This is a genomic window from Desulfobulbus rhabdoformis, assembly GCF_016919065.1.
GTDB lineage: Bacteria > Desulfobacterota > Desulfobulbia > Desulfobulbales > Desulfobulbaceae > Desulfobulbus > Desulfobulbus rhabdoformis.
The window spans coordinates 1-23,720 of record NZ_JAFFQA010000053.1; the positions used below are offsets into that span (position 1 = coordinate 1).

General features: G+C 50.8%; 28 protein-coding genes. 27 read left to right on the plus strand and 1 reads right to left on the minus strand.

The features are described 5' to 3' along the window. The coding region (locus JWJ90_RS19615) for a hypothetical protein (RefSeq protein ID WP_205228922.1) at positions 1–285 on the minus strand (285 nt) is incomplete at its 3' end. A 72-nt stretch (positions 286–357) separates the two neighbouring features. Here JWJ90_RS19615 and JWJ90_RS19620 point away from each other — a divergent pair. The 27 genes from JWJ90_RS19620 to JWJ90_RS19755 all read left to right on the plus strand — a co-directional run bounded on the left by JWJ90_RS19620 (position 358) and on the right by JWJ90_RS19755 (position 23,650). Beyond that, the gene (locus JWJ90_RS19620) at positions 358–1,668 is read left to right on the plus strand and encodes a flagellar hook-length control protein FliK (protein WP_205228923.1); all 1,311 of its coding nucleotides are present in this window, start codon (positions 358–360) and stop codon (positions 1,666–1,668) included. Between the two features lie 15 nt (positions 1,669–1,683). Beyond that, the gene (locus JWJ90_RS19625; RefSeq protein ID WP_205228924.1) at positions 1,684–2,361 is read left to right on the plus strand and encodes a flagellar hook assembly protein FlgD; all 678 of its coding nucleotides are present in this window, start codon (positions 1,684–1,686) and stop codon (positions 2,359–2,361) included. Positions 2,362–2,558: 197 nt separating this feature from the next. After that, a complete protein-coding gene (locus JWJ90_RS23345) occupies positions 2,559–4,460 on the plus strand; it encodes a flagellar hook-basal body complex protein (protein ID WP_240195059.1) in 1,902 nt (633 codons plus the stop codon). 390 nt (positions 4,461–4,850) lie between these two features. Further along, complete coding sequence (locus JWJ90_RS19640; RefSeq protein WP_205228925.1) at positions 4,851–5,615, plus strand: MotA/TolQ/ExbB proton channel family protein; 765 nt, start codon at positions 4,851–4,853, stop codon at positions 5,613–5,615. 12 nt (positions 5,616–5,627) lie between these two features. After that, the gene (locus JWJ90_RS19645) at positions 5,628–6,371 is read left to right on the plus strand and encodes an OmpA/MotB family protein (protein ID WP_205228926.1); all 744 of its coding nucleotides are present in this window, start codon (positions 5,628–5,630) and stop codon (positions 6,369–6,371) included. Between the two features lie 30 nt (positions 6,372–6,401). Further along, positions 6,402–6,932: a flagellar basal body-associated FliL family protein gene (locus JWJ90_RS19650; protein WP_205228927.1), complete on the plus strand. Its 531-nt coding sequence runs from the start codon at positions 6,402–6,404 to the stop codon at positions 6,930–6,932. 5 nt (positions 6,933–6,937) lie between these two features. Further along, positions 6,938–7,966: a FliM/FliN family flagellar motor switch protein gene (locus JWJ90_RS23775; RefSeq protein ID WP_205228928.1), complete on the plus strand. Its 1,029-nt coding sequence runs from the start codon at positions 6,938–6,940 to the stop codon at positions 7,964–7,966. Continuing rightward, positions 7,953–8,333, plus strand: coding sequence for a flagellar motor switch protein FliN (gene fliN / locus JWJ90_RS19660; RefSeq protein ID WP_205228929.1), 381 nt, complete (start codon positions 7,953–7,955; stop codon positions 8,331–8,333). The genes JWJ90_RS23775 and fliN overlap by 14 nt, the downstream gene beginning before the upstream one ends. A gap of 72 nt (positions 8,334–8,405) precedes the next feature. Further along, positions 8,406–8,705: a FliO/MopB family protein gene (locus tag JWJ90_RS19665; RefSeq protein WP_205228930.1), complete on the plus strand. Its 300-nt coding sequence runs from the start codon at positions 8,406–8,408 to the stop codon at positions 8,703–8,705. Beyond that, positions 8,702–9,442 carry a flagellar type III secretion system pore protein FliP gene (gene fliP, locus JWJ90_RS19670; protein ID WP_205228931.1) on the plus strand — a complete coding sequence of 247 codons (741 nt, stop codon included), beginning with the start codon at positions 8,702–8,704 and terminating at the stop codon, positions 9,440–9,442. Before JWJ90_RS19665 ends, fliP begins: the two co-directional genes overlap by 4 nt. A gap of 60 nt (positions 9,443–9,502) precedes the next feature. Next, the gene (gene fliQ, locus JWJ90_RS19675; RefSeq protein WP_205228932.1) at positions 9,503–9,772 is read left to right on the plus strand and encodes a flagellar biosynthesis protein FliQ; all 270 of its coding nucleotides are present in this window, start codon (positions 9,503–9,505) and stop codon (positions 9,770–9,772) included. Between the two features lie 10 nt (positions 9,773–9,782). After that, positions 9,783–10,565, plus strand: a complete 783-nt coding sequence (gene fliR / locus JWJ90_RS19680; protein WP_205228933.1) for a flagellar biosynthetic protein FliR — start codon at positions 9,783–9,785, stop codon at positions 10,563–10,565. Positions 10,566–10,792: 227 nt separating this feature from the next. Then, positions 10,793–11,860 (plus strand): flagellar biosynthesis protein FlhB, encoded by a 1,068-nt coding sequence (gene flhB / locus JWJ90_RS19685; protein ID WP_205228934.1) that lies wholly within the window; start codon positions 10,793–10,795, stop codon positions 11,858–11,860. After that, complete coding sequence (gene flhA / locus JWJ90_RS19690) at positions 11,860–13,968, plus strand: flagellar biosynthesis protein FlhA (protein WP_205228935.1); 2,109 nt, start codon at positions 11,860–11,862, stop codon at positions 13,966–13,968. Before flhB ends, flhA begins: the two co-directional genes overlap by 1 nt. Beyond that, complete coding sequence (flhF, locus tag JWJ90_RS19695; RefSeq protein ID WP_205228936.1) at positions 13,958–15,283, plus strand: flagellar biosynthesis GTPase FlhF; 1,326 nt, start codon at positions 13,958–13,960, stop codon at positions 15,281–15,283. Before flhA ends, flhF begins: the two co-directional genes overlap by 11 nt. Next, complete coding sequence (locus JWJ90_RS19700; RefSeq protein ID WP_205228937.1) at positions 15,276–16,175, plus strand: MinD/ParA family protein; 900 nt, start codon at positions 15,276–15,278, stop codon at positions 16,173–16,175. Before flhF ends, JWJ90_RS19700 begins: the two co-directional genes overlap by 8 nt. A 46-nt stretch (positions 16,176–16,221) precedes the next feature. Continuing rightward, positions 16,222–16,959 carry a FliA/WhiG family RNA polymerase sigma factor gene (locus JWJ90_RS19705; protein WP_205228938.1) on the plus strand — a complete coding sequence of 246 codons (738 nt, stop codon included), beginning with the start codon at positions 16,222–16,224 and terminating at the stop codon, positions 16,957–16,959. A gap of 30 nt (positions 16,960–16,989) precedes the next feature. Then, positions 16,990–17,403, plus strand: a complete 414-nt coding sequence (locus JWJ90_RS19710) for a hypothetical protein (protein WP_205228939.1) — start codon at positions 16,990–16,992, stop codon at positions 17,401–17,403. 97 nt (positions 17,404–17,500) lie between these two features. Next, entirely contained in the window at positions 17,501–18,235 is a 735-nt protein-coding gene (gene flgF / locus JWJ90_RS19715) for a flagellar basal-body rod protein FlgF (protein WP_205228940.1), read from the plus strand. 50 nt (positions 18,236–18,285) lie between these two features. Next, positions 18,286–19,068, plus strand: coding sequence for a flagellar basal-body rod protein FlgG (gene flgG / locus JWJ90_RS19720; RefSeq protein ID WP_205228941.1), 783 nt, complete (start codon positions 18,286–18,288; stop codon positions 19,066–19,068). A 4-nt stretch (positions 19,069–19,072) separates the two neighbouring features. Next, positions 19,073–20,020 carry a flagellar basal body P-ring formation chaperone FlgA gene (gene flgA / locus JWJ90_RS19725; RefSeq protein ID WP_205228942.1) on the plus strand — a complete coding sequence of 316 codons (948 nt, stop codon included), beginning with the start codon at positions 19,073–19,075 and terminating at the stop codon, positions 20,018–20,020. 1 nt (position 20,021) lies between these two features. Next, positions 20,022–20,762, plus strand: a complete 741-nt coding sequence (locus JWJ90_RS19730) for a flagellar basal body L-ring protein FlgH (RefSeq protein WP_205228943.1) — start codon at positions 20,022–20,024, stop codon at positions 20,760–20,762. An 8-nt stretch (positions 20,763–20,770) separates the two neighbouring features. Beyond that, positions 20,771–21,901 (plus strand): flagellar basal body P-ring protein FlgI, encoded by a 1,131-nt coding sequence (locus JWJ90_RS19735; RefSeq protein WP_420828929.1) that lies wholly within the window; start codon positions 20,771–20,773, stop codon positions 21,899–21,901. 19 nt (positions 21,902–21,920) lie between these two features. Beyond that, positions 21,921–22,232, plus strand: coding sequence for a rod-binding protein (locus JWJ90_RS19740; protein WP_205228945.1), 312 nt, complete (start codon positions 21,921–21,923; stop codon positions 22,230–22,232). A 178-nt stretch (positions 22,233–22,410) separates the two neighbouring features. Continuing rightward, a complete protein-coding gene (locus JWJ90_RS19745) occupies positions 22,411–22,980 on the plus strand; it encodes a hypothetical protein (RefSeq protein WP_205228946.1) in 570 nt (189 codons plus the stop codon). Positions 22,981–23,004: 24 nt separating this feature from the next. Continuing rightward, entirely contained in the window at positions 23,005–23,292 is a 288-nt protein-coding gene (flgM, locus tag JWJ90_RS19750) for a flagellar biosynthesis anti-sigma factor FlgM (protein WP_205228947.1), read from the plus strand. 4 nt (positions 23,293–23,296) lie between these two features. Continuing rightward, on the plus strand, positions 23,297–23,650 hold the full coding sequence (locus JWJ90_RS19755; RefSeq protein ID WP_205228948.1) for a flagellar protein FlgN: 354 nt from the start codon (positions 23,297–23,299) through the stop codon (positions 23,648–23,650). Positions 23,651–23,720: the final 70 nt, after the last annotated feature.

Sequence of the window (23,720 nt, forward strand, 5' to 3'; positions counted from 1 at the left end):
CAGGTAGGCGATCAGCAGGTAGGCGATCAGCAGGTAGGCGATCAGCAGGTAGGCGATCAGCAGGTAGGCGATCAGCAGGTAGGCGATCAGCAGGTAGGCGATCAGCAGGTAGGCGATCAGCAGGTAGTCAATCAACAGATGGGCAGTAACCAACAACACAACCAAGAGACAGTAGTTGCAGACACAGTTCCCCAGAGGACGGAAGAGGAACTTCCCCTTCAGGAAAACACAGCAGCGAATATCTCGGCTGATTTTGGACTGACAACAGCTCCAACTACGACACAAGAAAAGCAGCAGCCTGAAAACAATCCTGACACGGCATCCCTTTCCGAAAATAAGGAATCAGTTCTGCTACAGATGCTTGCACAGATTACCGCCCCGCAAAGCAATGCCGCGCAGCAGGAACAGACAATTCAGGTCGTCTCCGCCCCCCTCCCTTCTTCCCAGAAGACAACCAGCGCAGCCGCCTTCGAGAACACCAAGGCAGACCCGCAAGTACTACCAGGTCAATGGACACAACTTGCACCCAAAGGCAATCTGCAGCAGGAACAGGCGAGTACCGTGCAATGGTCTCAGCAAACGCTCTCTTCACAAACATCCCCTGTGGCTGCTTCGGGTCAAGAGCCCCTTCAGAATCAATCGGCTGGGCCTGGAACCACTTTCTCCATACCGACAGAATCTGAACCCATTTCTGTTCAGGCCTCTACAGGTGCACAAGTTATCTTCAATCCCAAAGACGGCACTATTGTGACCAGCACCACGCCCCAGCAGCAGCAACGGGCCGATGAAATTTTAAAATCTCCGGAATCTTCCCTTCTTTTTCAAAACAAAGATGGCCAAAGTATTTCCATAGAACAGGGAAAAGATCCGCTTCAATCGCAGCCCCCGGCCACAGCCCTGTCAGGCAACCAGACTCTCTATCAGAAGGCAGCCAATCTGGATTTAAACAGCCGCTATATTCACTCGCACCTGATCAGCACACCGACTGCAACAACAGCCGTTGATAATCAGAGTATGGGCAGCGACCAATCCCAATCCGGCATGCTGTTTGACGGCAACCAGAAGTTTCAAGCCATGCAGGATATGAAGCCAATCTCCCTCTTTCAGGAGGGTGGCGTGCAAACGCTGGGCACCTCATTGTTTGGAACGCAACTGGCAAGTAGCCAGCTCACTTCGATGACAACACTCACCAGTGGTGCAGAAACCACCTATTATCAGCTGGGTTCCGGGAGCATGGTGCCTGATACCGCAGTCGTCGACCAAATGATCTCCCACTTTTCTGCCAACAAACAGTTGGAAACCAGTACTGTCAATCTCAAGCTCCATCCCCAGGAACTTGGAGAACTTCGTCTTGAGATCAAAGTTGAGCAAGACAATGTCAAAGCGCACATCGTGACCCAGTCTCCACACTCTCAGGAGATGCTTGACCGCCACCTGCCCAAGCTGCGTGAGGCGTTGGAGCAACAGGGATTGCATCTTCAGGATATCGAAGTCAGTGTGGCCGATGGCAACGCTGGTTTCGAAGAACAGTTTGCCAATAACAGCGGATGGCAGCAGTCACAGCAATCCATGTCACAAAGAAATACCCGTTCTGACTTCTCAATGGAACTCACTGAAGAAGCAGGAGAGGAAGAGGATGTTGATACCAATTTCAACGCTATTGCCTGATACTGGGAGTAAACCATGAGTACAATCAGTTCTGTTTCATCGACATCGACATCGACAACAACAAGGGATGCCAACCAAGCATTGGGACAAGATCAATTTTTAACCTTGCTTGTTGCTCAGCTCCAGAACCAAGATCCCATGAACCCGGCGGATGCAACAGAGTTCACCTCCCAGCTGGCGCAATACTCCCAGCTGGAGCAGCTCTTTAATCTGAATGACGCTATGGATGAACTCACCTCGGCTACCACCAAATCACAGAGCATATCCGCGTTGAATCTTATCGGCCAGGAAGTGATAGTCGAGGACGATGCAATCGATTACAACGGTGAGCCGGTTGAACTGGGGTATAAAATCGATGGCTCCATTGAAAGTCTGACGCTCTATATCACCAACAGTTCTGGGAAAAACGTAGCCACCTTGACAGCCGACGATATATCCGAGGGGAACCATTTCATTAGCTGGGACGGAACCAACTCCAGTGGCGAAGATGTGGGTGAAGGGACCTATTACATCACTCTGGAGGCCACCGGTACGGATAGTAACGCAACCCTGACCCCCCTTTCACGCACTGCGGTCACAGGCATTGACTTAAGCGGCAGCGAACCTGAGGTCGTCACGAACTCCGGCAGTTATGGCCTCTCAATGGTTTATGGTGCGTATAACCCGGAGGACAGCAGCACAACCGAAGAATAAAGAGCGGGGGCCATTCTTTTCAGGGAAAAGAAAAGAATCCCCTCTCGATACTCTACCGAGACAGGCCAATATCTCTCAAGCAACGGACGGCGCGGGGATAATTGAGGAAAAGGTATAGAGATAGCACCAAACGCTTTTCCTACATTTGATTACATTATTCAATTATCCGGTTTTATTCACCCACGCAGGAGGTTGTTATGGGGATTCAAAGTGCAATGTATAGTGGAGTGAGTGGACTCAACACCAACTCGCAGGCTATGAGTGTTATTGGCAACAACTTGTCGAATACCAACACATTAGCGTTCAAAGGCTCCCGAACCATTTTTTCCGATCTGCTCTCCAGTAGCGTTTTTGGATCAGGAGGTTCATCTCAGGTTGGGCGTGGTGTTGGCCTTTCAATTGTCGATAATATTTACAGCCAGGGTACCTTTGAAACCACCTCCTCAGATACGGATGTCGCCATTGAAGGAGACAGCTTCTTTGTCTTGCGAGAAGCAGGCAACAGTACCTCCTACTACACACGAGCCGGTGCGTTTCGCTTTAATGACGATGGCTACCTGGTTAATCCGGAAGGTATGATCGTTCAGGGAAAACAGTTTGACCCGGTCAGCAACGATGAATTACTCCCGGGTGACCCCACAGATATTCGAGTCGCCAACGTTGGCCTGATCCCGGCCAGCCAGACCACTCAGCTCACCTTCACCTCAAACTTAGATGAAAAATCGGTGGAATACGGGTATGGCGACAAGGTCTACCTCTCAGAGTACGCTCCATCCAATGCCACATTGGCGGGCCTGATCATCAACGGTACCACTATCGCGTCGTCCGGAGCAACAACCACGGCGGGAAAAATTGCAGAAATCAATGCGTTGTCCGGTACAACCGGTGTCACCGCCACCCAAAAATGGAACTATAAGGTATCTGACACTGCAGTGGGCGCGACAGGGGCCCTTGCCTATGGTGATATCACGATCAATGACATTCCCATAGCAGCTTCTGCTGCCGGCGCCGACGCAACAGAACAGGCACAAAATATTGTCGATGCCATCAACAGCATGAGCACCAATACCGGGGTCACGGCAACACTCGGTGATGGCACCAACGGCACTGTTACCAATGCAATTATCCTCTCCAATACCACCGGCGAAGAAATCTCTGTTGCATTTAGCGGGTCAGCAAATACGGCCAACACCGGTCTTGTAGCGGGGACTGTGGCGGCAGGGGAAAATGGCATTATCATTCTGCATACCGACATGACCAATTCCTCCATTGATCTGGGAGGCAACGTAGCATCCATCGGGGCGACTACCGGTACGCAATCCATCGACATCAATACCTTTATTGACCCGAACGACAAGGATACATATAACTATTCCGCCTCCAGTGAAATTTTTGATTCCCTTGGAGAATCGCACTTGGTGACCGTCTATTGGCGCCTGGTCGATGATACGAATAATACCTGGAATATGGGATACACGGTCGATGGCGATAACACGCTCCCCATTGCCGCAGTTGAGGACCCGTATCAGACTCCCAGAGTCCCCCTGGAACTCTCCTTTGATGAAAACGGAAAACTCCTGGATACCACCGGAGATGGTATTGTTGATCCTGTGACGGTCCCCATAACCATGCCGATCTGGACCAACGGTTCCGACACTCCACAGACGATAGATCTCTCTTTTGACTGTACTCAGCACGACAGTGACTCCATCGTTATTGGCAAAGATCAGGATGGCTATGCTGCTGGCGAACTCACAAATGTGGCCATTAACAGTGAAGGAATCGTTGTAGCCTCCTACTCAAACGGATCCCAGGTCAATATTTCCCAACTGGTGCTGGCAAAATTTCAGAACACATCCGGCCTTGCCCTTGCGGGATCAAATCGCTACGTCGCCACGGATCAAGTCGGTAGTATCCGTGTTGGTTTACCAGGAGCTGAACTCGGGAAGGTTTTCACCAACTCCCTGGAACAGTCCAACGTGGATATGGGCCAGGAATTTGTTAAAATGATCACCAGTCAACGCGGTTTTCAGGCCAACTCTAAAATTATCACAACAGTCGACGAGATGCTCAGCGAGCTTATTAACCTCAAACGATAACTCTCTCTTCCGCAGCCTGAGACATTCTTCTCAGGATTTTTGACAAAAAGGACAATATTTTGACAAAAAGCTGCATCATCCTTAGGGTGATGCAGCTTTTTTTGTTTTATTTTGCCGGGTTGCTGGGGCTAATCCCTCGCAATGTGCCCTTTTCCCGTGCTGTTTTTGCCTGCGCAAACTTTACACTGATGCTATAATACCCTATAAATACAAATAATTACCGTCCAAACCAGCGGCGTGTTCCAACGAACTCCTTAAGCTGTAAAAAGAATATTTGGCATTCTCCTTGCTTTCTTGATTCTGGAGATTTTTTTCGCTACAGTCCAACAGTTACAGGAAGAACTCTTCTGTTTTTGATTACTCACTCTTGCTCCGAGAAGGAAAACCTGCGTGGATATAGCAACCCTCATAGGTATTGTTTTGGCCTTTGGCCTTATGCTGTGGGCAATTCTCATGGGTGGCCCCCTGACGATCTTCATCGATCCACCCTCTATTGCCGTTGTTTTTGGTGGCACCTTGGGCGTCTCCCTGATCAACTTTCCCTTAGCCGATGTTCTGGGAATGATCGCTATCTTTAAAAAGACTGTGCTCATCAAAGAGCAGGACACCAATAAGCTCATTGCTCAGATGCTCGAGTTCGCCAATAAGGCACGTAAGGGGGGCATTCTCTCCCTACAAGATCAAATTGATTCCATTGAAGACCAGTTCATGGTGAAGGCACTGCAAATGGCCGTTGACGGTCAGGAACCGGCAGAACTCAAGGCTATGCTGCTCAACGAAATCGATAATATTGCCGCCCGCCATAACAACGGAGCCTCGATTTTGGACACCATGGGGGCAATCTCACCGGCCATGGGGATGGTAGGTACGCTTATCGGCCTGGTTCAGATGCTGCAAAATATGGATGATCCGGCAGCCATCGGACCGGCTATGGCGGTTGCTCTCCTGACAACATTTTACGGTGCCGTTCTCGCCAACATTATTTTTATCCCCATGGCTGGAAAGCTCAAGACACGGTCCAAAGTTGAAATTCTGCAAAAAACCGTCATCACCGAGGGCATGGAATCCATCCTTTCCGGAGAGAATCCGCGCATAATGGAACAACGACTCCACGCCTACCTCGCTCCCAAAAAACGCGAGTCAGTGTTTAACTAAGGAGGATCAAAAATGGCCAAATGTCCAGAATGCCCTCCCGCCGGCTTACCGATGTGGATGGCCACGTACAGTGATCTTGTGACCCTGCTGCTCACCTTTTTCGTGCTCCTCTTGACCATGGCCTCCATGGATCCGATCAAGTTTGTCCAGGCAAAAAGCTCAATCAAGTCAGCCTTTGGTTGGAGTACCTCGGCTGCACCGGTGCCTTTTTCCGTTCCTATTATAGAGTCACCGCCAAAATCAAAATTTACGCCTATTCCGCAGCAGTCACCTATTCAGCATTTCAAAAAAATAAAAACCGACCTGGAAATGACCAAAATAGATTCGCAGGTCGAGTTTGTGCAAAAAGACAACGATTCGATCATTCTCCGCATTGATGACAAGATCCTCTTTGCTTCGGGGAAGACCGAACTGAACCCTCTTGCCTACCCCGTCTTGCGGAAAGTTGCCGATATCATTCGTCCCCTGCCCATGACCATGCGCATTGAAGGGCACACAGACCCCACTCCTGTCTCTGGCAAGAGGACAAACTGGGACCTCTCCGTGGATCGCGCGGTTTCCGTCATGGCCTTTTATCAACGGGGTAAACTCTTTTCTTTGGATCGCATGTCCGCAGCAGGATACGGTGCGACCAAGCCGATAGTTCCCAACACCACCTCGGATAATATGGCTAAAAACCGGCGGGTCGACTTCATTATTCGCAGCAATCGCCCCGTCAAGCAGGATGGCAAGCCCATCACTCCGATTCCATTTTAACAATCGTCATACACCAACAGGGACCATACCATGGCCGAAAAAGAAGAAAAGAAAGATGATGCCGCCGAGGAAGGACAAAAGGGCGGGAAAAAGAAACTGATCATAATCATTGCAGCAGCGCTGATTCTCCTCATCGGTGGTGGCGGTGCAGGCTACTACTTCCTGGTGTATAAGCCCCAACAGGAAGAGCTCAAACGCCAGCAGGAAGAGGCAAGCAAAGCCGAAGCCCTGATCAAGCCGGTTCCTGAAGAGGCTGAAATTGGCCCCATGATTGAGATCAAAGAGTTTGTTGTCAATATAATCAGCGAAGATACAGCCCATTACGTCAAGGCAGCCTTGTCCTTGGAGTTGGACAAAAAAGATGCTGAGGAAGAAGTCAATAAGAGGATGCCGCAGATTCGCGATGCCATCCTTCTGCTCATTGGGAACAAAACTTTTGACGAACTCCAGGATTTGCAGGGAAAAAATCAGCTCAAGGCAGAACTGAAAAGCAAGATCAACTCATTCTTGCAAACCGGCAAGGTGAAAAACGTGTATCTCACAGATTTTGTGGTGCAATAAACTCCGTGGAACCGATACTCTCCAAACACGAGATTGCTGATCTTCTCTCGGCAATCAAGGCGGGCAAGGTCTCAACAGACCTTGTCGACTATGATCCGATCCGACGCAGACGCAATATTCCCTCCACGGAAATCGATCTTTTTCAGACCTATGAACGGGCTGCAGGCACTGGCGAAACGCGTGTGCCCAACCTGGATATTGTTCTGGACAACTTTAGCCGTCGCTTTTCAACCAGCCTGACCAACACCCTGCAGCGCAACTTTGCAGTTGATCGAGAAGAAATCTCAACCACCAACTTTCAGCAGAGCCTCCTTGATCTTAAAAGTCAGGGAGCTGTTGGCATCTACGCACTCTCTCCCCTCAAGCACGGTTGCCTGGTTCATTTTGACAACCTGATGGCTTTTGCCCTCTTGGAGATCATGCTGGGCTCTGGGCAATCCAGTGAATCGCTTGCCTTGAATCGAAACCTGACCACCATTGAGATGGCCATCCTGCGGACCTGTATGAGTGATATCTGCCAGGATCTGCAGGCGGCAATGCGCCCCGTGTTGGAGTTGCAAGCCACACTGACCAAAGTGGAAAACAACTTCCGCTTGGTCAATATCGTCGAGCCGGAGACCGAGGTTTTGGTCACTCGGTTCAACATTAATCTCGCTGGTGAAAACTGTGGTCAGATGCGCGTCATTACTCCTTATGTAACGCTTGAGCCTTTACGTGAAAAATTTAAAGAATTAGTCACCATTACCCAGGCCGCCTCGAACAGCTGGACACGGACACTGATGCAGGAGGCCATGGAAATGGAAGCCATGGTCACCGCGAGATCCGGCCATCTGACTATGACCATTCGTAAAATTTTGAGCCTGAAACAGGGTGATATCATCGATCTCCCCTACAATCCGGATCAACCCCTTACGGTTCTGGTTGAAGACAAGCCTATCTACCAGGCCATTCCCGGTGAACGAAACAGCAAAAAAGCTTTTCATATTACCGGCCAGTACAGCAAAAGTTTAGGAGGTATCCATGGCAACGCCTGAAAACATGGAACAAGAGCGATCAAACACCCTGGATCCCGAAGAAACTGCAGAATTGCTGCAAGAACCCGAGCAGTCTCCCGGACCTCCAGGTGGCTACGAGAGCCATTCACGTGATCTGGAATTTCTCTATGATGTTCCCCTGCAGATCTCGGTTGAAGTTGGCCGCGCTCGCATATTACTCAAGGATCTGTTGCAAATGGGAGAAGGCTATGTGGTTGAGCTGGATAAACTTGCCGGTGAACCCCTTGATCTGTATGTCAACGCACGCCTGATTGCCCGGGGAGAAGCGGTAAAGGTGGGCGATAAATTCGGCATCAAGCTCACCGAAGTTGTCAGCCAATCGGATCGCGTGGAAAACCTGGGGTAAATCATGCGTATTTGCTGCACAGGAATTTTCTTCTTTTTGCCTGCAACGGCACTCGCTGCGGAGACAGACTCCATGGCAACGGCGGCCCTGCAGACCCTCTGGGCCCTATGCATCGTTGTCGGTCTCATCCTTGCCTTCTACGCCCTTGCCAAGAAACGGTTTGTTCTGGGAAAACGTAGCGGCACCAATATCCGTATCATCGAGATACGTCCTCTTCAGCCCAAGGCAACCCTTGCTCTGGTTGAAGTACGAGGCCGAGAGTTTCTCCTTGGAATCAATTCGGGCAATATTCAACTGCTCACGGAGATGAATCCAGACTCCACCGGTGACAAACCGAAAGAATTTTCCTCCATTCTGGCAGAAGAACAATGAAGCGAAGTCTTATTCTCTGTTCGCTTTGCATCCTCCTTCTCCCCGCGTTCTCCTGGGCTGTCAATCTTCCGACACTTTCTTTTGGAGTTGAGGAGGCCAATACCCCTGCCGAGGTTTCCACCGCGCTTCAGGTACTTCTGGTCCTGACCATTCTCACTGTGGCCCCGGCTATTTTGCTCATGACCACAGCCTTTACCCGTATTGTGATCGTTCTTGGCTTTGTCCGCCAGGCCATGGGGACACAAAACACCCCCCCCAACCAGGTTATCCTCGGGCTTGCCCTCTTCCTCACCTTTTTTGTTATGGCGCCGACCTTGAACACGATGAACAAGCAGGCCCTGCAGCCCTATCTGGAAGAACAGATCAGTCAACAGCAAGCACTGACAGAGGCGGTGGACATCATGCGCGGTTTCATGTTTTCCCAGGTAAAGGAAAGTGAATTACAACTTTTTATCGATATCACCAAGGAAGAGCAGCCTGAAAATAAGGATGATATCTCCTCTTCTATTCTTATTCCCGCCTTCATGCTCTCCGAGCTGAAACGTGCCTTTCAGATGGGTTTTATGATCTATGTTCCCTTTCTCGTCATCGACATGCTGGTTGCCTCGGTGCTAATGTCCATGGGAATGATGATGCTCCCGCCCATTGTCATATCCCTGCCCTTCAAATTGCTGCTCTTTGTTTTGGTGGATGGCTGGCAACTTGTGGTGGGATCACTGATGAAAAGTTTTGGCTAATTGCACTGCCCTCTCAAACTGTCACGACGGCAGTGTTCTTTTCTTAACGAGGTTGTTTTCATGACACCGCAAACCGTCATTCATATTGGCAGGCAGGCCGTGCAAACCGTTCTCATGACCAGCGCCCCCATGCTTATTGCGGCCCTGGTGGTTGGCCTGATTATCAGCATTTTTCAGGCCGCTACCCAGATAAATGAGCAGACCATGACCTTTATTCCGAAAATTGTCGCGGTTTTCATTACCCTGCTTATTTTTGGTCCCTGGATTATGGACATTCTGGTCACCTTCACCACTGGCATTATCACCCAGATTGCCACTGTGGGGCAGTAAAGCAGCGTCCATGGACCTGCTCTTCATTGGCCCCGAGCACCTACAAAGCTTTTTTATTTGCCTGGCCCGGGTCATGGCCCTGGTGACGGCTATCCCCGTTTTTGCAGGTATTCAGATGACTGCGCGCATCAAGATCGGCATTGCGGTGATGACCAGCCTGCTTCTTTTTCCGGCAATGTTACCTTACATGCCGCAGGCTCCCCTTTCTCTGACCGGTTTTGCCATAATCATTGTCAACGAAGTTATTGTAGGAACAATGATCGCGCTTGTATCACAGATGGTCATCGCTGCCGCCAGCTTTGGAGGCACGGTCATTGGCTATCAGATGGGTTTTGCCGCGGCTAACATCTTTGACCCGCAAACCACCCAGCAACTTTCCTTAATGAGCCAATTCATTAATGTTCTGGCCCTGCTCGCCTTTCTCTCCTTCAATGTGCATCATTATTACTTTCAGGCCATGGTTGACTCCTTCCGCCTGCTGCCTCCAGGATTTCTCGATTTCTCCGGCGGCGCTGTCGAGGAATTGATGCGTTTGGGATCACGCATGTTTTCTTTAGGCATTAAATTCAGCGCCCCGGTTCTGGCATTACTGCTGCTGGCCAACCTGGTTTTGGGTATTCTTGCCCGTGTTTTTCCGCAATTGAACGTCTTTATGATCTCCTTCCCCCTTAACATCGGTATCTCTTTTCTTGTCATTGGCCTGACACTCGGAGCGACCTTCTCAGTCCTGCGCCGTGAATTTGACACCATGATCGAACATATTCTCCAAGTGCTCTCCCTCTTGAGTCCGTAACAGCGGGTGTTTACTGGACACCATTTTATTTTAAATAAACAAAGAGTTATTCAAAAAATCCTTTTTTGTTCAACGGCCCCAACTCCCTCATGGGGCATCCATCAGCCCCCCTCCTTCCTTCTCCTGTTTCCCGGTGTGTTTTTTGCTATATTCCCTGTAGGCCCCCCCTGCTCTAAGGTATATCCCCTACCTTCAACGCGATAACGTGCAGCCCAGAGAACAACACTATGGCTGAAGAAAACAGCTCAGGCGAACGGACTGAATCCCCGTCGGCGAAACGGCGGGCCGATTTTCGAAAAAAAGGACAGGTTGCCCAGAGTCGGGAAGTGCAAAATGCAGCTATGTTTACTCTGCTCTTGCTCTTCTGGTTCTTCTTTGCCCCTGTCTTTTGGAATAATCTCGAAAAACTCCTTGCCTCAATCTGGAAAACCTGCGGCGAATATGACATAACCTCCTCCTCGCTGATGCAGCTGAGCTACTTCCTAGGTGCTGGTCTGGCTAGCCTGCTCGCACCTCTCTTTCTCCTGGCCCTGGTCGTGGGTTTTTTCTCCACCTTTGTCCAGATTGGCTGGCTCTTCACTACTCAGCCTCTTATCCCCGATCTCACTAAACTCGATCCCATCAAGGGAATGGGCCGTTTTTTTTCCAAACGATCCTTGGTTGAGGTGATTAAATCGCTGCTCAAGGTCGGGCTGATTGGCTGGGTGGCCTTTAAAACCATGCAGGGGGAGTTTGACAAAGCCCTTGTACTCAGCGAAATACCCGTCAGCGGCACCCTGCTCTATCTGGCCCAAACAGCGGCCATGGTCATGGCGAAGGTGGCGGGCATCATGATTGTTCTGGCAATCCTGGATTACGCCTTTGTCCGCTGGGAGATGGAAGAAAAAATGAAGATGACCAAGCAGGAACAAAAGGAAGAAACGAAAGAAACCGAGGGGGACCCCCACATAAAGTCAAAAATCCGTGCCATCCAGCAGCAAATGGCCCGGAGCAGGATGATGGCCGCAGTACCGGAGGCAGATGTCGTCATCACCAATCCGACCCATTATGCTGTGGCTATTCAATATGAATCGGGCAAGATGGAAGCCCCTATAGTTCTTGCAAAAGGTCAGGATATGGTGGCGACCAAAATTCGAGAAATAGCTCGAGAAAACGACGTCCCTTTGGTAGAGAACCCTCCCGTGGCAAGATTATTGCATTCGAAAGTTGAGGTAGGTCATGCCATTCCTGAAGAAATGTTCAAGGCAGTGGCGGAGATACTGGCCTATGTGTATTCACTCAAAGGCACACGTTAATGGAAGCAACCGGGGTACAGGCATACTTTGATCGCAAGAAGATCAAAGAACTCTTAGTGCGAAGCGACATCATGGCGTCGCTGGGGCTGATAGGCATTCTCATGCTGATGATCGTCCCTCTGCCGCCCATGGTGCTTGACCTCTGCCTCTCGCTCAATATCACCATTGCCATCCTCATCCTTATTATCAGCCTCTATACGGAAAAGACGGTTGAATTTTCGATTTTCCCCTCCCTTCTCCTGACCACCACCCTCTTTCGCCTGGCGCTTAACGTCGCCTCAACTCGTCTGATCCTGCTCCACGGCAACGAGGGGATGGCCGCTGCCGGTTCAGTCATCCGCGCCTTTGGTGAATTTGTCGTGGGCGGCTCCTATGTGGTTGGGCTGGTGATCTTTGTTATTCTGGTCATTATCAACTTCATCGTTATCACGAAAGGTGCAGGGCGAATTGCCGAGGTTGCCGCCCGATTCACTCTGGATGCCATGCCCGGTAAACAGATGGCCATTGATGCCGACCTGAACGCGGGTTTGATTGATGAGGCCATGGCTCGGCAGCGACGTGAGGAAATTTCCAACGAGGCAAACTTTCACGGTGCCATGGATGGTGCCTCCAAATTTGTTCGTGGTGATGCCATTGCCGGTATTATTATCACTATGATCAATATTGGTGCCGGGTTTATCATTGGCGTACTCCAAATGGGGATGCCCATGGCCGAGGCAGCCAAAAACTACACGATCCTCACCGTAGGCGATGGTCTGGTTGGACAGGTCCCGGCCCTGATCATCTCTACGGCTGCAGGTATGCTTGTTACCCGCTCCACCGGTCGGGAAGATTTCGGCACAGAGATTAAAGCCCAGTTCACCCGTTACACCAAAGCACTCTGGGTGGTCTCGGCCCTGCTCCTTGGCTTTGCCCTCATCCCCGGTCTGCCTTTTATTCCTTTTCTCATTCTCTCTGCGAGTCTTGCCCTGATTGCCTACCAGCTCGATAAGGCGGAACGGGAACGGGAAGTTGCCGCCACCATGGAAGAGCAGCAACGCCCCAAACCCGAAGCAAAACAGGATCAAGATTACGAGAAAATGCTCAATGTCGACCTGATTGAGCTTGAGGTGGGGTACGGCCTTATCCCCTTTGTTGATGCCAGCCAGGATGGTGAACTACTCACCCGTATTCAGGCTATTCGTAAGCAGTTTGCCCTGACCACCGGTTTTATTGTACCTCCAGTCCACATTAAAGATAATCTGCAGCTCAACCCTAACCAGTACACCATAAATTTAAAAGGGGTCACCATTGCCAGCGCTGAAATGATGCCTGGCTATTACATGGCCATGGATCCGGGGCTGGTCACGGAAACAATCAAAGGCCTGGCCACAACCGAGCCTGCCTTTGAGTTGCCCGCGCTCTGGATCACCGAAGATAAACGCGAGCACGCGCAAATATCCGGCTATACCGTTGTGGACTGCATCACGGTTATGGCAACCCATATCAGCGAGCTGATCAAAAAACATGCCTACGAACTGCTTGGCCGCCAGGAAACCCAGGCCCTGATAGACAATCTTGGCAAGACCTATCCCAAGTTGATCGAAGAACTCATCCCCAACGTACTCAATCTTGGTACGGTCATGCGGGTTTTGCAAAATTTGTTGCGTGAAGGCGTCTCCATTCGTGATTTACGAACCATCCTTGAAACCATGGCAGACTATGCCAATATGACCCAGGATAGTGAGATCTTCACAGAGTATGTGCGTCATGCCCTCTCGCGCTCCATCTCTTCGGCCTGTGCCGGAGATGATGGCACCATGGCTGTTATCACCCTGGATCGCAAGGTGGAAGAATCCATCCAGTCTGCCATTCAGCACCGTGAACGTGGGAGCTTCCTGGCCCTCGATCCTACCATCGCCCAGAACATCCTGGATATGCTCAACAATGTCATCACTGCAAACACAGGTGGCATGCAGCCCGTTTTGCTGGTCCAGCCGCAGATCCGCCCCCATGTCCGTCGACTCATAGAGCGCTACTTTCCCAACCTGCCGGTCCTCTCCCATAACGAAATTACCTCCCAGGTTCGGATTCAATCCATTGGCACGGTGAGCATAGATGCAGGTTAAGGTCTTCGAGGCACAGGATATGGCCACAGGGTTGAAGATGGTCAAAGAGGCATTGGGGCCGGACGCTCTCATTCTCTCCACGCGTACTATTCGTGGCGGCAAGTTTGGCATGCTTGGCAAACCGATGATGGAGATTACAGCAGCGGTCGATAACGGCTGGCAGGAGCCAAAGAAACAAAATTCGCCGCCACGGCAACAAACGCGGAACCAGGCTTCTGCGGCAGTTCCTTCTCTAAAACAGCAGCGAGCGGCGCAAGGCTACCAGGCCCAGGAAGAGATCCGCTATGAAAATATCTGGAAAAAACACCAGGCTGAGCCTCAACCTTTACGCGAGAGGCAAGAGCCCACGTACCGCCCAGAACCTGTAGCAGAGGGGCAAGACATTCAACAGGAGCTTGCGGAGTTACGCTCCATGGTCAAAGGGCTCTCCAGCCGTCTGGCGGACCAGCAACAACCGCCCCAACGCAGCAATGGTTACAAGCAACCGCAAACGTCTCCTGCCGTGGCATCCGGAACCGCTGTTGATCCTATTGTCAGTCTTTTGACTGGCTACGGGCTCAATCAAGAAACCGCCCAGGTCGTTACCCGTTTCTCACGCGACACAGTTGAAGGAACCGAGCATCTCAGCCAGCCCGATCTGCTCAGAATTCTCAGTGACACCATTGGCAGGCTCTTTACAACCCAGTCGCTTTTTGCACAGACTGGCAATGGTCAGCGCCGAATCAGCCTGATCGGACCAACCGGTGTGGGCAAAACCACAACGCTTGCAAAGATTGCAGCCCATTACCTTGCCGAATATGGAGGACGCATCGGCCTGATCACCATTGACACCTACCGTATTGCCGCGGTGGAACAGCTCAAGGTGTACAGTGAAATCATGCGTCTCCCCCTGGAAGTGGTGATCAAGCCCGCAGAGCTGGAACAGGCACTGGAGAAATTTCAAAATTTTGACTTAGTGCTCATTGATACAGCTGGCCGCAGTCCGCGATCAGGTCAGGATATTCAGGAATTGGCTGCATTCTTACGACCTCGCCTTGGTATTGAAAATAACCTTATGCTTTCTGCAACAACCAGAGAGCTGGAAATCGAGGAGACTATTCGCCGGTTCTCTCTCATTCCCATTCAAAACTTTATTTTCAGCAAGATCGACGAGTGTGATCAACTGGGCGTACTGCTTAATATTCATTACAAAAACGATACACCGATATCCTTTCTTACCAATGGGCAGCGGGTTCCGGAAGACCTTCTGGTTCCTGGTCCTCAGGATATCGCCGATCTCATTATAAACGACCACGGATACTCACCCCATGGCTGAAATAACAGGACATCCTACAGATCAGGCTGGCACCCTGCGGGCCTTGAATACACCGGCACCTGACCAGGGCCGTGTAGGCCGCACCACAACCCGGGTTTTTGCTATCACCAGCGGGAAAGGCGGCGTTGGTAAAACAGCAGTCGTGGCCAATACTGCTGTCTTGCTGGCCCGCATGGGAAAACGGGTACTTATTTTAGATGCTGATCTTGGCTTGGCCAATATTGATGTTGTTTTTGGCCTTGCCCCCGGGCGCAACCTCAACCATTTCTTCGCCGGTGAACAAGGACTTGAATCTATCCTCACCGACGGCCCGGAAGGGATTAAAATCCTTCCGGCAGGATCCGGTGTGCAGAGCTTTACTCGTCTGGATTCCCACCAGAAGATGCGGCTGCTTGAAGGGCTGGAGACGATGAACAACGATTTTGATTTCGTCCTCATCGACACCGAAGCCGGCATCTCAGAAAACGTCACCTACTTTAACACCGCGGCCCAGGAGATCCTGGTGGTGACCACGCCCGATCCCACCGCCATTACAGATGCCTACGCGCTGATGAAACTGCTTTCAAATCAGTACCATGAGAAGCACTTCAACCTGATCGTCAATTTTATTAAAAACGAAGATGAAGCGCTTGACGTCTACCGCAAACTGACCATGGTCGCAAACAGATACCTGGATATCTCCATCGATTACATAGGGTCCATTCCACGCGACAAGATGATGGTCGATGCGATACGTAAACAAAAAGTGCTGGTGCAACTCTTTCCAGAGTCCAAAACCGCCAGCTCCTTTGAAGCTCTGGCGCGGACCATTGTCCAGGAACCTCAATCCATAGAACCCAAAGGCTCGATCCAGTTTTTTTGGAAACGACTTTTGGAAATCGGCGGTCGGTAACTATCGCCTTGCATGTCAACAGGGACGCTGACAACTTATGATATCCATGATTCCACCGGTACCTCCTCTAGATGATCGCTCACAGCTCATTCGGGAGAACATGCCGCTGGTCGAACTTGTCGTACAGCGCATGATTCCACAGGTACCCAGTTTTATGACCAAGGAAGACATGACCAGTGCCGCCATGGTTGGCCTGATCGATGCAGCGAATAAGTTTGACCCTGGCAAGGGGGTTAAATTCAAGACCTTTGCCGAATACAGGGTTCGCGGTGCCATCTTTGACGAGATGCGTAAACTGGACTGGTTCTCCCGTTCCATGCGCGATAAGCAAAACCAGCTCACCCAGACCATGCTGCGTCTGGAACGCCAGCTCGGACGAACACCCGAGGAAGACGAGATGGCCCAGGCACTTTCACTTTCCTTGGAGGACTACCAATCGCTGCTGACCGAGGTGAGTCATTTGGGTTGTGTGAGTTTACACGAAACGCTGGACCACTCCGAAGAGGGCCGAAGCTTTCTCGATAATCTTGAGGACATGGGAGGGCCACTTCCTTCCGAAATTATCGAGCAAGAGGAGATGACCCAGGTCCTGGCAACCATTCTGGAAGAACTCTCGGAAAAAGAGCGAATAATGGTCATTGCCCTCTACTACTACGAAGAGCTCACCCAAAAGGAGATCGCAGAGGTTTTGTCTGTCTCCGAAGGCCGGGTTTCCCAGTTGCACAGTCAGGCACTCTTAAAACTCCGGGTGAAGCTGATCAACTCAGAACTCTACGAACCGTGACCTTTTTCAGGCTCTGAATCCGGATAGCCCATGATACTTTCTTCTTCCTTCATCGCTGCAATCGGACTTTTCGCAGGACTGCTTTTTGCCCTGATTGCTGCGATGATAGGCTGGCGCCGAAAGGCGGAAGGAAAAATTCTCCTCCAGCGGGTTAGGGTTCTGCAACAAAAGATAGAAACCGCCCTGGACGATGAAAATTTTGATAATCAACGAGCAGTGTTCGGCAAAGCCCTTCAGTCTGCCAGCCTGACAACGGATCTGCAGCGTCCTCGTCTGGAAACCCTGGCTAAAATCGAGAAGCAGCCTCCGGAGAAATACCGCATCCTCAATCAGCTGGCAGCCCAGGGACTCAATGTGGATGAAATTGCGGCAGTTCTTGGAGTATCGAGCGTTGAAGCCAATCAACTCTTAAACCTAAGCAGCGTTGCGCGTATGCGCAGATAAGTCTCATTTGGAATGGGCCTGGGAAAAACCAGGTTAAGAATCACTTCCACCTATCCGAAAAGATAGAAAACCTAGCAATTCCAATAAAAGAGGACGTATGGGCTCGGGAAAATACAGTGCACTCAGTGGAGCGATTGCCAGGGAACAGGCAATGAGCAATGTGGCCGCCAACCTGGCCAACATCAGCACCACGGGTTTTAAGAAAAATCGTATCAGCTTTGAGTCTGTCCTCAAAGGCACCCAGCAGACAGGGAATGCCAACGGAAAAAATTTAGCCCGCATCCGCACGATCTCCACCGATTTTTCAGCAGGTGGCATGCAAACCACGGATCGCCCTTTAGATGTTGCCATTGATGGCGAAGGATTTTTCAAGGTAGAGAAAGGCGGTGAGCAATACTATACCCGCTCCGGACGTTTTATGTTGGATGCAAACGGCTTTCTCAAGACCGAAGATGGCGCCTCGGTCCTTGGCACGGCAAATGATCCGCTCCAGGTCGATACCACCCAGGGAAAGGATATTCATATCTCAGAGACGGGTGAGATTTCCGTGAATGGTGTCAATGCCGGGGTACAGATTGGCGTTTTTTCCGTTAATGATCCTCAGCAGCTGGTCAAGGTGGGCGATTCCCTATTTACCCTCAAACAGGGCGGTGATCAGGTGGCAGTTGGGGCACGGGTTCTCCAGGGGAATCTAGAGACGGCCAATATCAATATGGTTGAAGAGATGACCGCGATGATCGCCACCCAGCGCGCCTTTGAGGCCAATACCAAGGTCCTTGAAAGCTACTCGACCATTGGTCAGAAACTCGATGAACTCGGTACGGTCGGCTAAATCGGCCCAGTAAAAAATACTTAATTCCATTTCAAAGCGAGGCAGAAAATATGCGCTCATTGTGGACATCAACCACCGGAATGTCGGCCCAGAACCTGAACATGGATGTTATTGCCAATAATCTTGCCAATGTGTCCACCACGGGATTCAAAAAAAGTCGTGCCGATTTTCAGGACCTGCTGTATCAGATCATGAAAGTTCCGGGGAGCCCAACCTCTGCTGATACCAAGTCGCCCACAGGTATTCAGGTTGGCCTTGGCGTGAAGCCGGCAGCCGTGACCAAAATTTTTACCACCGGTGACATTGTTCAGACCCAGAACACTCTGGATGTGGCCATCGAAGGCCAGGGCTTTTTTCAGGTGCTGCTGCCCGATGGCAACACCGCCTATACACGTGCGGGTAATTTGAAAATGGATGGAGATGGGCGACTCTGCACCTCTGATGGCTACCCCATTCAACCGGAGTTGGCTATCCCTGAGGATGCACGTGAAATCACCATCAGCGAAACGGGTGTTGTCAGCGCTATTCTCGGCGACGACAGTACTTCCACCGAACTTGGCAACATGGATCTGGTTGACTTTATCAATGAGTCCGGCCTGATTTCCATAGGTCGTAATCTTTTCCGTGAGACCGATGCCTCTGGTGCTGCCGTTGTCGGTGTTCCGGGAACAGATGGTTTTGGTACCCTGTTACAGGGCTATGTGGAAAATTCCAATGTCAACCTGGTCGAGGAAATGACTCAGATGATCACCACCCAACGGGCCTACGAGATTAACTCAAACGTGATCACCACCTCCGACGAGATGATGCAAACCGTGACCAATATGGTGTAAAGGTTTGAAGGTTAGATTTCTTCTTACATGTATCCTCATTCTTCTTCCCTGTGCATCGCCAGCACAAATAACGGTGCACTTCAACCCCACGGTTACTGTGAGCGGTTCGCGCATTGTTCTTGGTGATATCGCGACAATTCAAGGGGCTGGCGATCAACATAAAGCGCTGGCCCGATTGCCTGTTGGCTCCTCCCCTGCTCCCGGAAAATCAAAAGATTTCTACACGGTTTCAGTCATCAACTCCTTGCAGCACCGGAGAGGTGTAACCAATATTGACTGGCAGGGCAGCCCCAATATCGCCGTCACCCGCACAGCCACCCGCATCTCCCAAAAACAGATCGAGGCCATTCTGGGCCAATTTCTTCAAGACAACCGTAACAAGCTGCCCAAGGCGGACATTCGCCTGCAGATCCTCCGCGCTCCCGATGAGCTGATCCTGCCCGAGGGAAATGTCACCTGGCAAGTCACGCCTTCACGTGCTGCCATTCTGGGCAGCAGCAGTTTTTCCATTGCTTTCGCAGTCAACGGCACTCCAGCCGGTAACTGTATCGTCCGCAGCCGTCTTAAGGCTCTGGCCAATGTCGCAGTTGCCGCTGTCTCCCTGCAACGTGGCGAGAGAGTGAAACAAAGCAGCATCCGCCTTGAAAAACGCGATATCAGCAAACTTGACGCACCTTACACCGAGCTCGCCGGGCTGATTGGCAAAGAGACACTCAAAACCATAAACGCCGGAACCGTCCTTGAGCACGACTTCATTGGTTTGCCTTCCATTATCCACAAAGGAGAGATGGTGACCATTGTTGCCCGCAGGGGAACCATGCGGCTGACCGCCAAGGGCCTTTCGCGGGAAAATGGGCACAAAGGCGAAATGATTCGCGTCAAAAACATCAGTTCCAACAAAATGGTCTACTGCCGGGTTGATCGACCAGGCATGGTCTCGGTGGAGTTTTAAGATGAAACAAGCGCTAGCCATACACCGTTCAAAGTCACCCTCACGTAGATTTTTTGGCTCCTACCTTATGCTCTGCGCCCTCACGCTCATCATGGCTGGCGGCTGCGCCAGCAACAACGAGGTAAACGTGGTTTCCATTCCGGAGCCACTTGAAGAACCAGTCAGCGGAGAGGCCAAACCACAGTCTCCGGGATCGCTCTGGAACGGAGATGAAGGGAATTGGCTTTCCGACATTAAGGCCCGTCGCGTGGGTGATATTGTAACCGTGCTCATCGCAGAGGAGGCAAGTGCCTCGAAAAATGCCTCGACAGAAACCGACAGATCATCCTCGCTTTCAGCGGGGATTTCCAGCTTCTTTGGCCTGGAAAATTCCATTGCCAACCGGAACGCCAATATCACCCCCTCCTCTCTCATGAGTGCCAGCTCCTCCAACGCGTTCTCCGGCGGGGGAACCACGACCCGTTCAGAAAATCTGGCTGCGACCCTGACGACCCAGGTCATCAAGGTGTACCCCAATGGCAACCTGAAGATACGCGGTGGAAAATCCGTGACCGTCAACAACGAGAACCAGATCATCTATCTTACGGGCATTGTCCGTTCCTTTGACGTCACTGCAGATAACACTGTCGATTCAAGCAATATTCTTAACGCCCAAATTACTTACACTGGCAAGGGAGCCCTTTCCGACAAGCAGAAACCAGGCTGGCTGATGCGTATTTTTGATCATACCTGGCCTTTCTAATTAGCCTTATGGACGAGACTATGAAATCCCGCGTAATTTATTCTCTGCTCAGCCTCTTTCTGGTGCTGTTTGTCAGTCTTTCTCCGGTCTGGGCAACCCGTATCAAGGATCTGGCGGATATCGAAGGGGTCCGCTCCAACCAGCTCATGGGTTACGGGCTGGTTATCGGCCTTAATGGCACCGGGGATGATATCAAAAAATCTGTCTTCACCAAGCAAGCCATGGTCAACATGATCAAACGTATGGGGATGGCGATGACAGATGATGTCTTCAGCCAGATGAAAACAAAAAATGTGGCTGCGGTCATGGCGACAGCCCAGCTCCCTCCCTTTGCTCGGCCGGGTTCAGCCATTGATGTTCAGATCTCATCGATTGGTGATGCCTCAAGCCTCACAGGTGGCACGCTGTTGATGACCCCCCTCAAAGGCCCCGATGGAAAAACCTACGCTGTTGCCCAGGGCCCCCTGGCGGTGGGAGGTATTTCGTTTGGAGGAAAGGCCGCCAAAGTCCAGAAAAATTTTCCAACCTCCGGTCGTATTACCAACGGTGCGCTGGTTGAACGGGCGGTCAACTTTGCCCTCCCCCCCTCCGGCAACCTGCTCTATCAACTTCGTGAAACCGACTTCACCACTGCAGCACGGATGGTCGAGGCGATTAACGCCCATTTTGGTGACGGCACAGCCCGCCCACTTGACTCTCGGTCGATACAAGTACAACGTCCCCAAAATTTTGATGGTAATCAGGTCACCTTTATCGCAGATTTAGAGTCCATTGAGGTTGAACCAGATCTCCCAGCAAAAATTGTGGTCAACGAACGCACCGGTACCATTGTCATGGGCCAGGATGTGCGCATATCAACAGTGGCGGTCTCCCATGGCAACCTCAACCTAGTGGTCACAGAAGGTACCGAGGTCTCTCAACCCAACCCATTGGCCCAAGGGGCAACAGTGGCCACGCCGACAACCAACGCAGCAGCGATTGAGGACAAGGGAAACCTAGTGGTGATGAACCAGGGCGCCAATCTGGGGGATATTGCCCGTGCCCTCAATGCCATCGGCGCGACCCCTCGCGATCTTATCGCCATTTTTCAGGCGATTAAAGCAGCTGGCGCCTTGCATGGAGAGTTGGTCATTCTTTAAAACCTCTTTGGATACGCTTATGAAAACACAGCTTACACCCAAGATTCCCGTAGGTAATACCCAGAAAGCGCCTGACACTCATGCGGTCAAAGACCGGGCTGCATTAAAAAAGGCCTGCCAGGATTTTGAGGCCATTTTTATCCAGTCCATGTTTAAATCCATGCGCAAAACAGTCCCCGAAGGCGGGATTTTCAAAGGCGATCATGCAACCGAAATGTACCAAGACATGATTGATCAGGACATTGCCAGCCAGATTTCACGCCGTCAGAGCCTGGGGCTTGCCGATCAGATGTATCGTCAAATGGAAAAAATTCTACCGGAGAGTAAATAACTCTATGACGCCCCCTGTTCCAGGGTGACAAAATTACGGTCTTTTCTTTCGCCTCGCACTTTTTTTCATTTTTTTTGTAAAGTTTTTTTGGACCAGTACCGATATATACCTAACGGGAACCTAAAAGTTCTCTTCAGATGAGCCAGGAAGGCCCATAAAAGAAGCAGGGAGGCGGGAAATGGTTAATGAAATCAGCGCCAATAAGGCAAGTAACACATATCTTTCCACCAAGAGCCAAAACCTTGAAATAAAAAGGACTTCAACGGTTTTGAAGCAGGATGGCAGCCAGACGAGCACCACGGAATCGGTGAGTTTTGGCAGCAAATCCTCCTCGGCTCTGACCTATAATGGAACCATGCAACTGCAGGATATGGCAGAGGCAGGATATGACAAGTTGCGGGCCTGGGTCGCCAATCTGCTGCAGGAACAAGGCCTTAACACCAAAATCTCCATGGGAGAGACCGAGGTTAACCTCGAGACCATTGAGCCAGAGCAAGCGCAGGAACTTATTAGCGAAGATGGGTATTTTGGTGTAGAAAAAACATCCGAGCGGATTTTTCAGTTTGCCATTGGCATCGCCGGAGGCGATACTTCCCGCATCGAAGCAATCAAAGAAGGGATTGATCAAGGATTTGCCGCAGCCAAAGAAGCCTTTGGTGATTGGTTACCCGACATTTCCTACGACACATACGATGCGGTTATGGAAAAACTTGATAACTGGGTTGCTCAATCTGAAACTGAGGCGTAATCCAATTTCTTTAAGGTGAATGTGATGACTGTCAACTTTTTTAGCATCCCTGGTGGACCAAGTGGTACCAAAGGTGCACAGCAAACAACAGGTGCACAGAAATCTGCTAAGGCAGAAGCCAAAGAAAGTGCTAAATTTTCATCAACACTTGAAACTGCCACAGCTTCCACTGCCGTGAAAGAGACGCAGGATACTGAGCGCAGTGCGCGGGTCAATGAACTCAAAGCCCAGATTCAAAATGGTTCTTATAACCCTGATCTGACAAAAGTTGCATCGGCCCTGTTAAATCACATGAGTCAACAAAACGGATAAGAGCATGGAACGCGAAACTGTACGTGAACTGTTGATTCAGTTACGAGACATAATCGCTGCAGAACGCGAATACGCCAAGGCACTTGACTTGCCTGCTATGATGGCCGCTGTTCGCCGCAAAGAGACCTTGATCAAGGCACTCAACTCCGTCGAAGAGTTGCACCCTGAGGATCAGCAGGTTGCTCGATCGATCCAGCATGAAAACAGACGCAACGCGTTTTTGTATCGTGCGACGCTCAACTGGATTCAGGAAACCATGGAATTCTTTGGTCGTAAATCCGCACCGGTCACCTATAATCCGTACGGAAAAGCCGGCAACGCAGCTGGTGGCGGCCGCCTCCTCTCCGGAACAATCTAATCTCCCCTCTCTCCCAACCGCTGTCCGGCGGTTTTTCTTTTTTCATCAATACATTACCCCCTCTCCCCTT

Excerpts from the sequence above, each read along its gene's own strand:
- JWJ90_RS19730 (WP_205228943.1), top strand. The coding sequence starts at position 20,022 with ATGAAACAAGCGCTAGCCATACACCGTTCAAAGTCACCCTCACGTAGA.
- flgF (WP_205228940.1), top strand. The coding sequence starts at position 17,501 with ATGGGCTCGGGAAAATACAGTGCACTCAGTGGAGCGATTGCCAGGGAA.
- JWJ90_RS19665 (WP_205228930.1), top strand. The coding sequence starts at position 8,406 with ATGGCAACGGCGGCCCTGCAGACCCTCTGGGCCCTATGCATCGTTGTC.
- flhB (WP_205228934.1), top strand. The coding sequence starts at position 10,793 with ATGGCTGAAGAAAACAGCTCAGGCGAACGGACTGAATCCCCGTCGGCG.
- fliN (WP_205228929.1), top strand. The coding sequence starts at position 7,953 with ATGGCAACGCCTGAAAACATGGAACAAGAGCGATCAAACACCCTGGAT.
- JWJ90_RS19710 (WP_205228939.1), top strand. The coding sequence starts at position 16,990 with ATGATACTTTCTTCTTCCTTCATCGCTGCAATCGGACTTTTCGCAGGA.
- flhA (WP_205228935.1), top strand. The coding sequence starts at position 11,860 with ATGGAAGCAACCGGGGTACAGGCATACTTTGATCGCAAGAAGATCAAA.
- JWJ90_RS19735 (WP_420828929.1), top strand. The coding sequence starts at position 20,771 with ATGGACGAGACTATGAAATCCCGCGTAATTTATTCTCTGCTCAGCCTC.
- JWJ90_RS19705 (WP_205228938.1), top strand. The coding sequence starts at position 16,222 with ATGATTCCACCGGTACCTCCTCTAGATGATCGCTCACAGCTCATTCGG.
- JWJ90_RS19650 (WP_205228927.1), top strand. The coding sequence starts at position 6,402 with ATGGCCGAAAAAGAAGAAAAGAAAGATGATGCCGCCGAGGAAGGACAA.
- JWJ90_RS19625 (WP_205228924.1), top strand. The coding sequence starts at position 1,684 with ATGAGTACAATCAGTTCTGTTTCATCGACATCGACATCGACAACAACA.
- JWJ90_RS23345 (WP_240195059.1), top strand. The coding sequence starts at position 2,559 with ATGGGGATTCAAAGTGCAATGTATAGTGGAGTGAGTGGACTCAACACC.
- flhF (WP_205228936.1), top strand. The coding sequence starts at position 13,958 with ATGCAGGTTAAGGTCTTCGAGGCACAGGATATGGCCACAGGGTTGAAG.
- fliQ (WP_205228932.1), top strand. The coding sequence starts at position 9,503 with ATGACACCGCAAACCGTCATTCATATTGGCAGGCAGGCCGTGCAAACC.
- JWJ90_RS19755 (WP_205228948.1), top strand. The coding sequence starts at position 23,297 with ATGGAACGCGAAACTGTACGTGAACTGTTGATTCAGTTACGAGACATA.
- flgM (WP_205228947.1), top strand. The coding sequence starts at position 23,005 with ATGACTGTCAACTTTTTTAGCATCCCTGGTGGACCAAGTGGTACCAAA.
- fliR (WP_205228933.1), top strand. The coding sequence starts at position 9,783 with ATGGACCTGCTCTTCATTGGCCCCGAGCACCTACAAAGCTTTTTTATT.
- JWJ90_RS19740 (WP_205228945.1), top strand. The coding sequence starts at position 21,921 with ATGAAAACACAGCTTACACCCAAGATTCCCGTAGGTAATACCCAGAAA.
- fliP (WP_205228931.1), top strand. The coding sequence starts at position 8,702 with ATGAAGCGAAGTCTTATTCTCTGTTCGCTTTGCATCCTCCTTCTCCCC.
- JWJ90_RS19620 (WP_205228923.1), top strand. The coding sequence starts at position 358 with ATGCTTGCACAGATTACCGCCCCGCAAAGCAATGCCGCGCAGCAGGAA.
- flgG (WP_205228941.1), top strand. The coding sequence starts at position 18,286 with ATGCGCTCATTGTGGACATCAACCACCGGAATGTCGGCCCAGAACCTG.
- JWJ90_RS19700 (WP_205228937.1), top strand. The coding sequence starts at position 15,276 with ATGGCTGAAATAACAGGACATCCTACAGATCAGGCTGGCACCCTGCGG.
- JWJ90_RS19645 (WP_205228926.1), top strand. The coding sequence starts at position 5,628 with ATGGCCAAATGTCCAGAATGCCCTCCCGCCGGCTTACCGATGTGGATG.
- JWJ90_RS19745 (WP_205228946.1), top strand. The coding sequence starts at position 22,411 with ATGGTTAATGAAATCAGCGCCAATAAGGCAAGTAACACATATCTTTCC.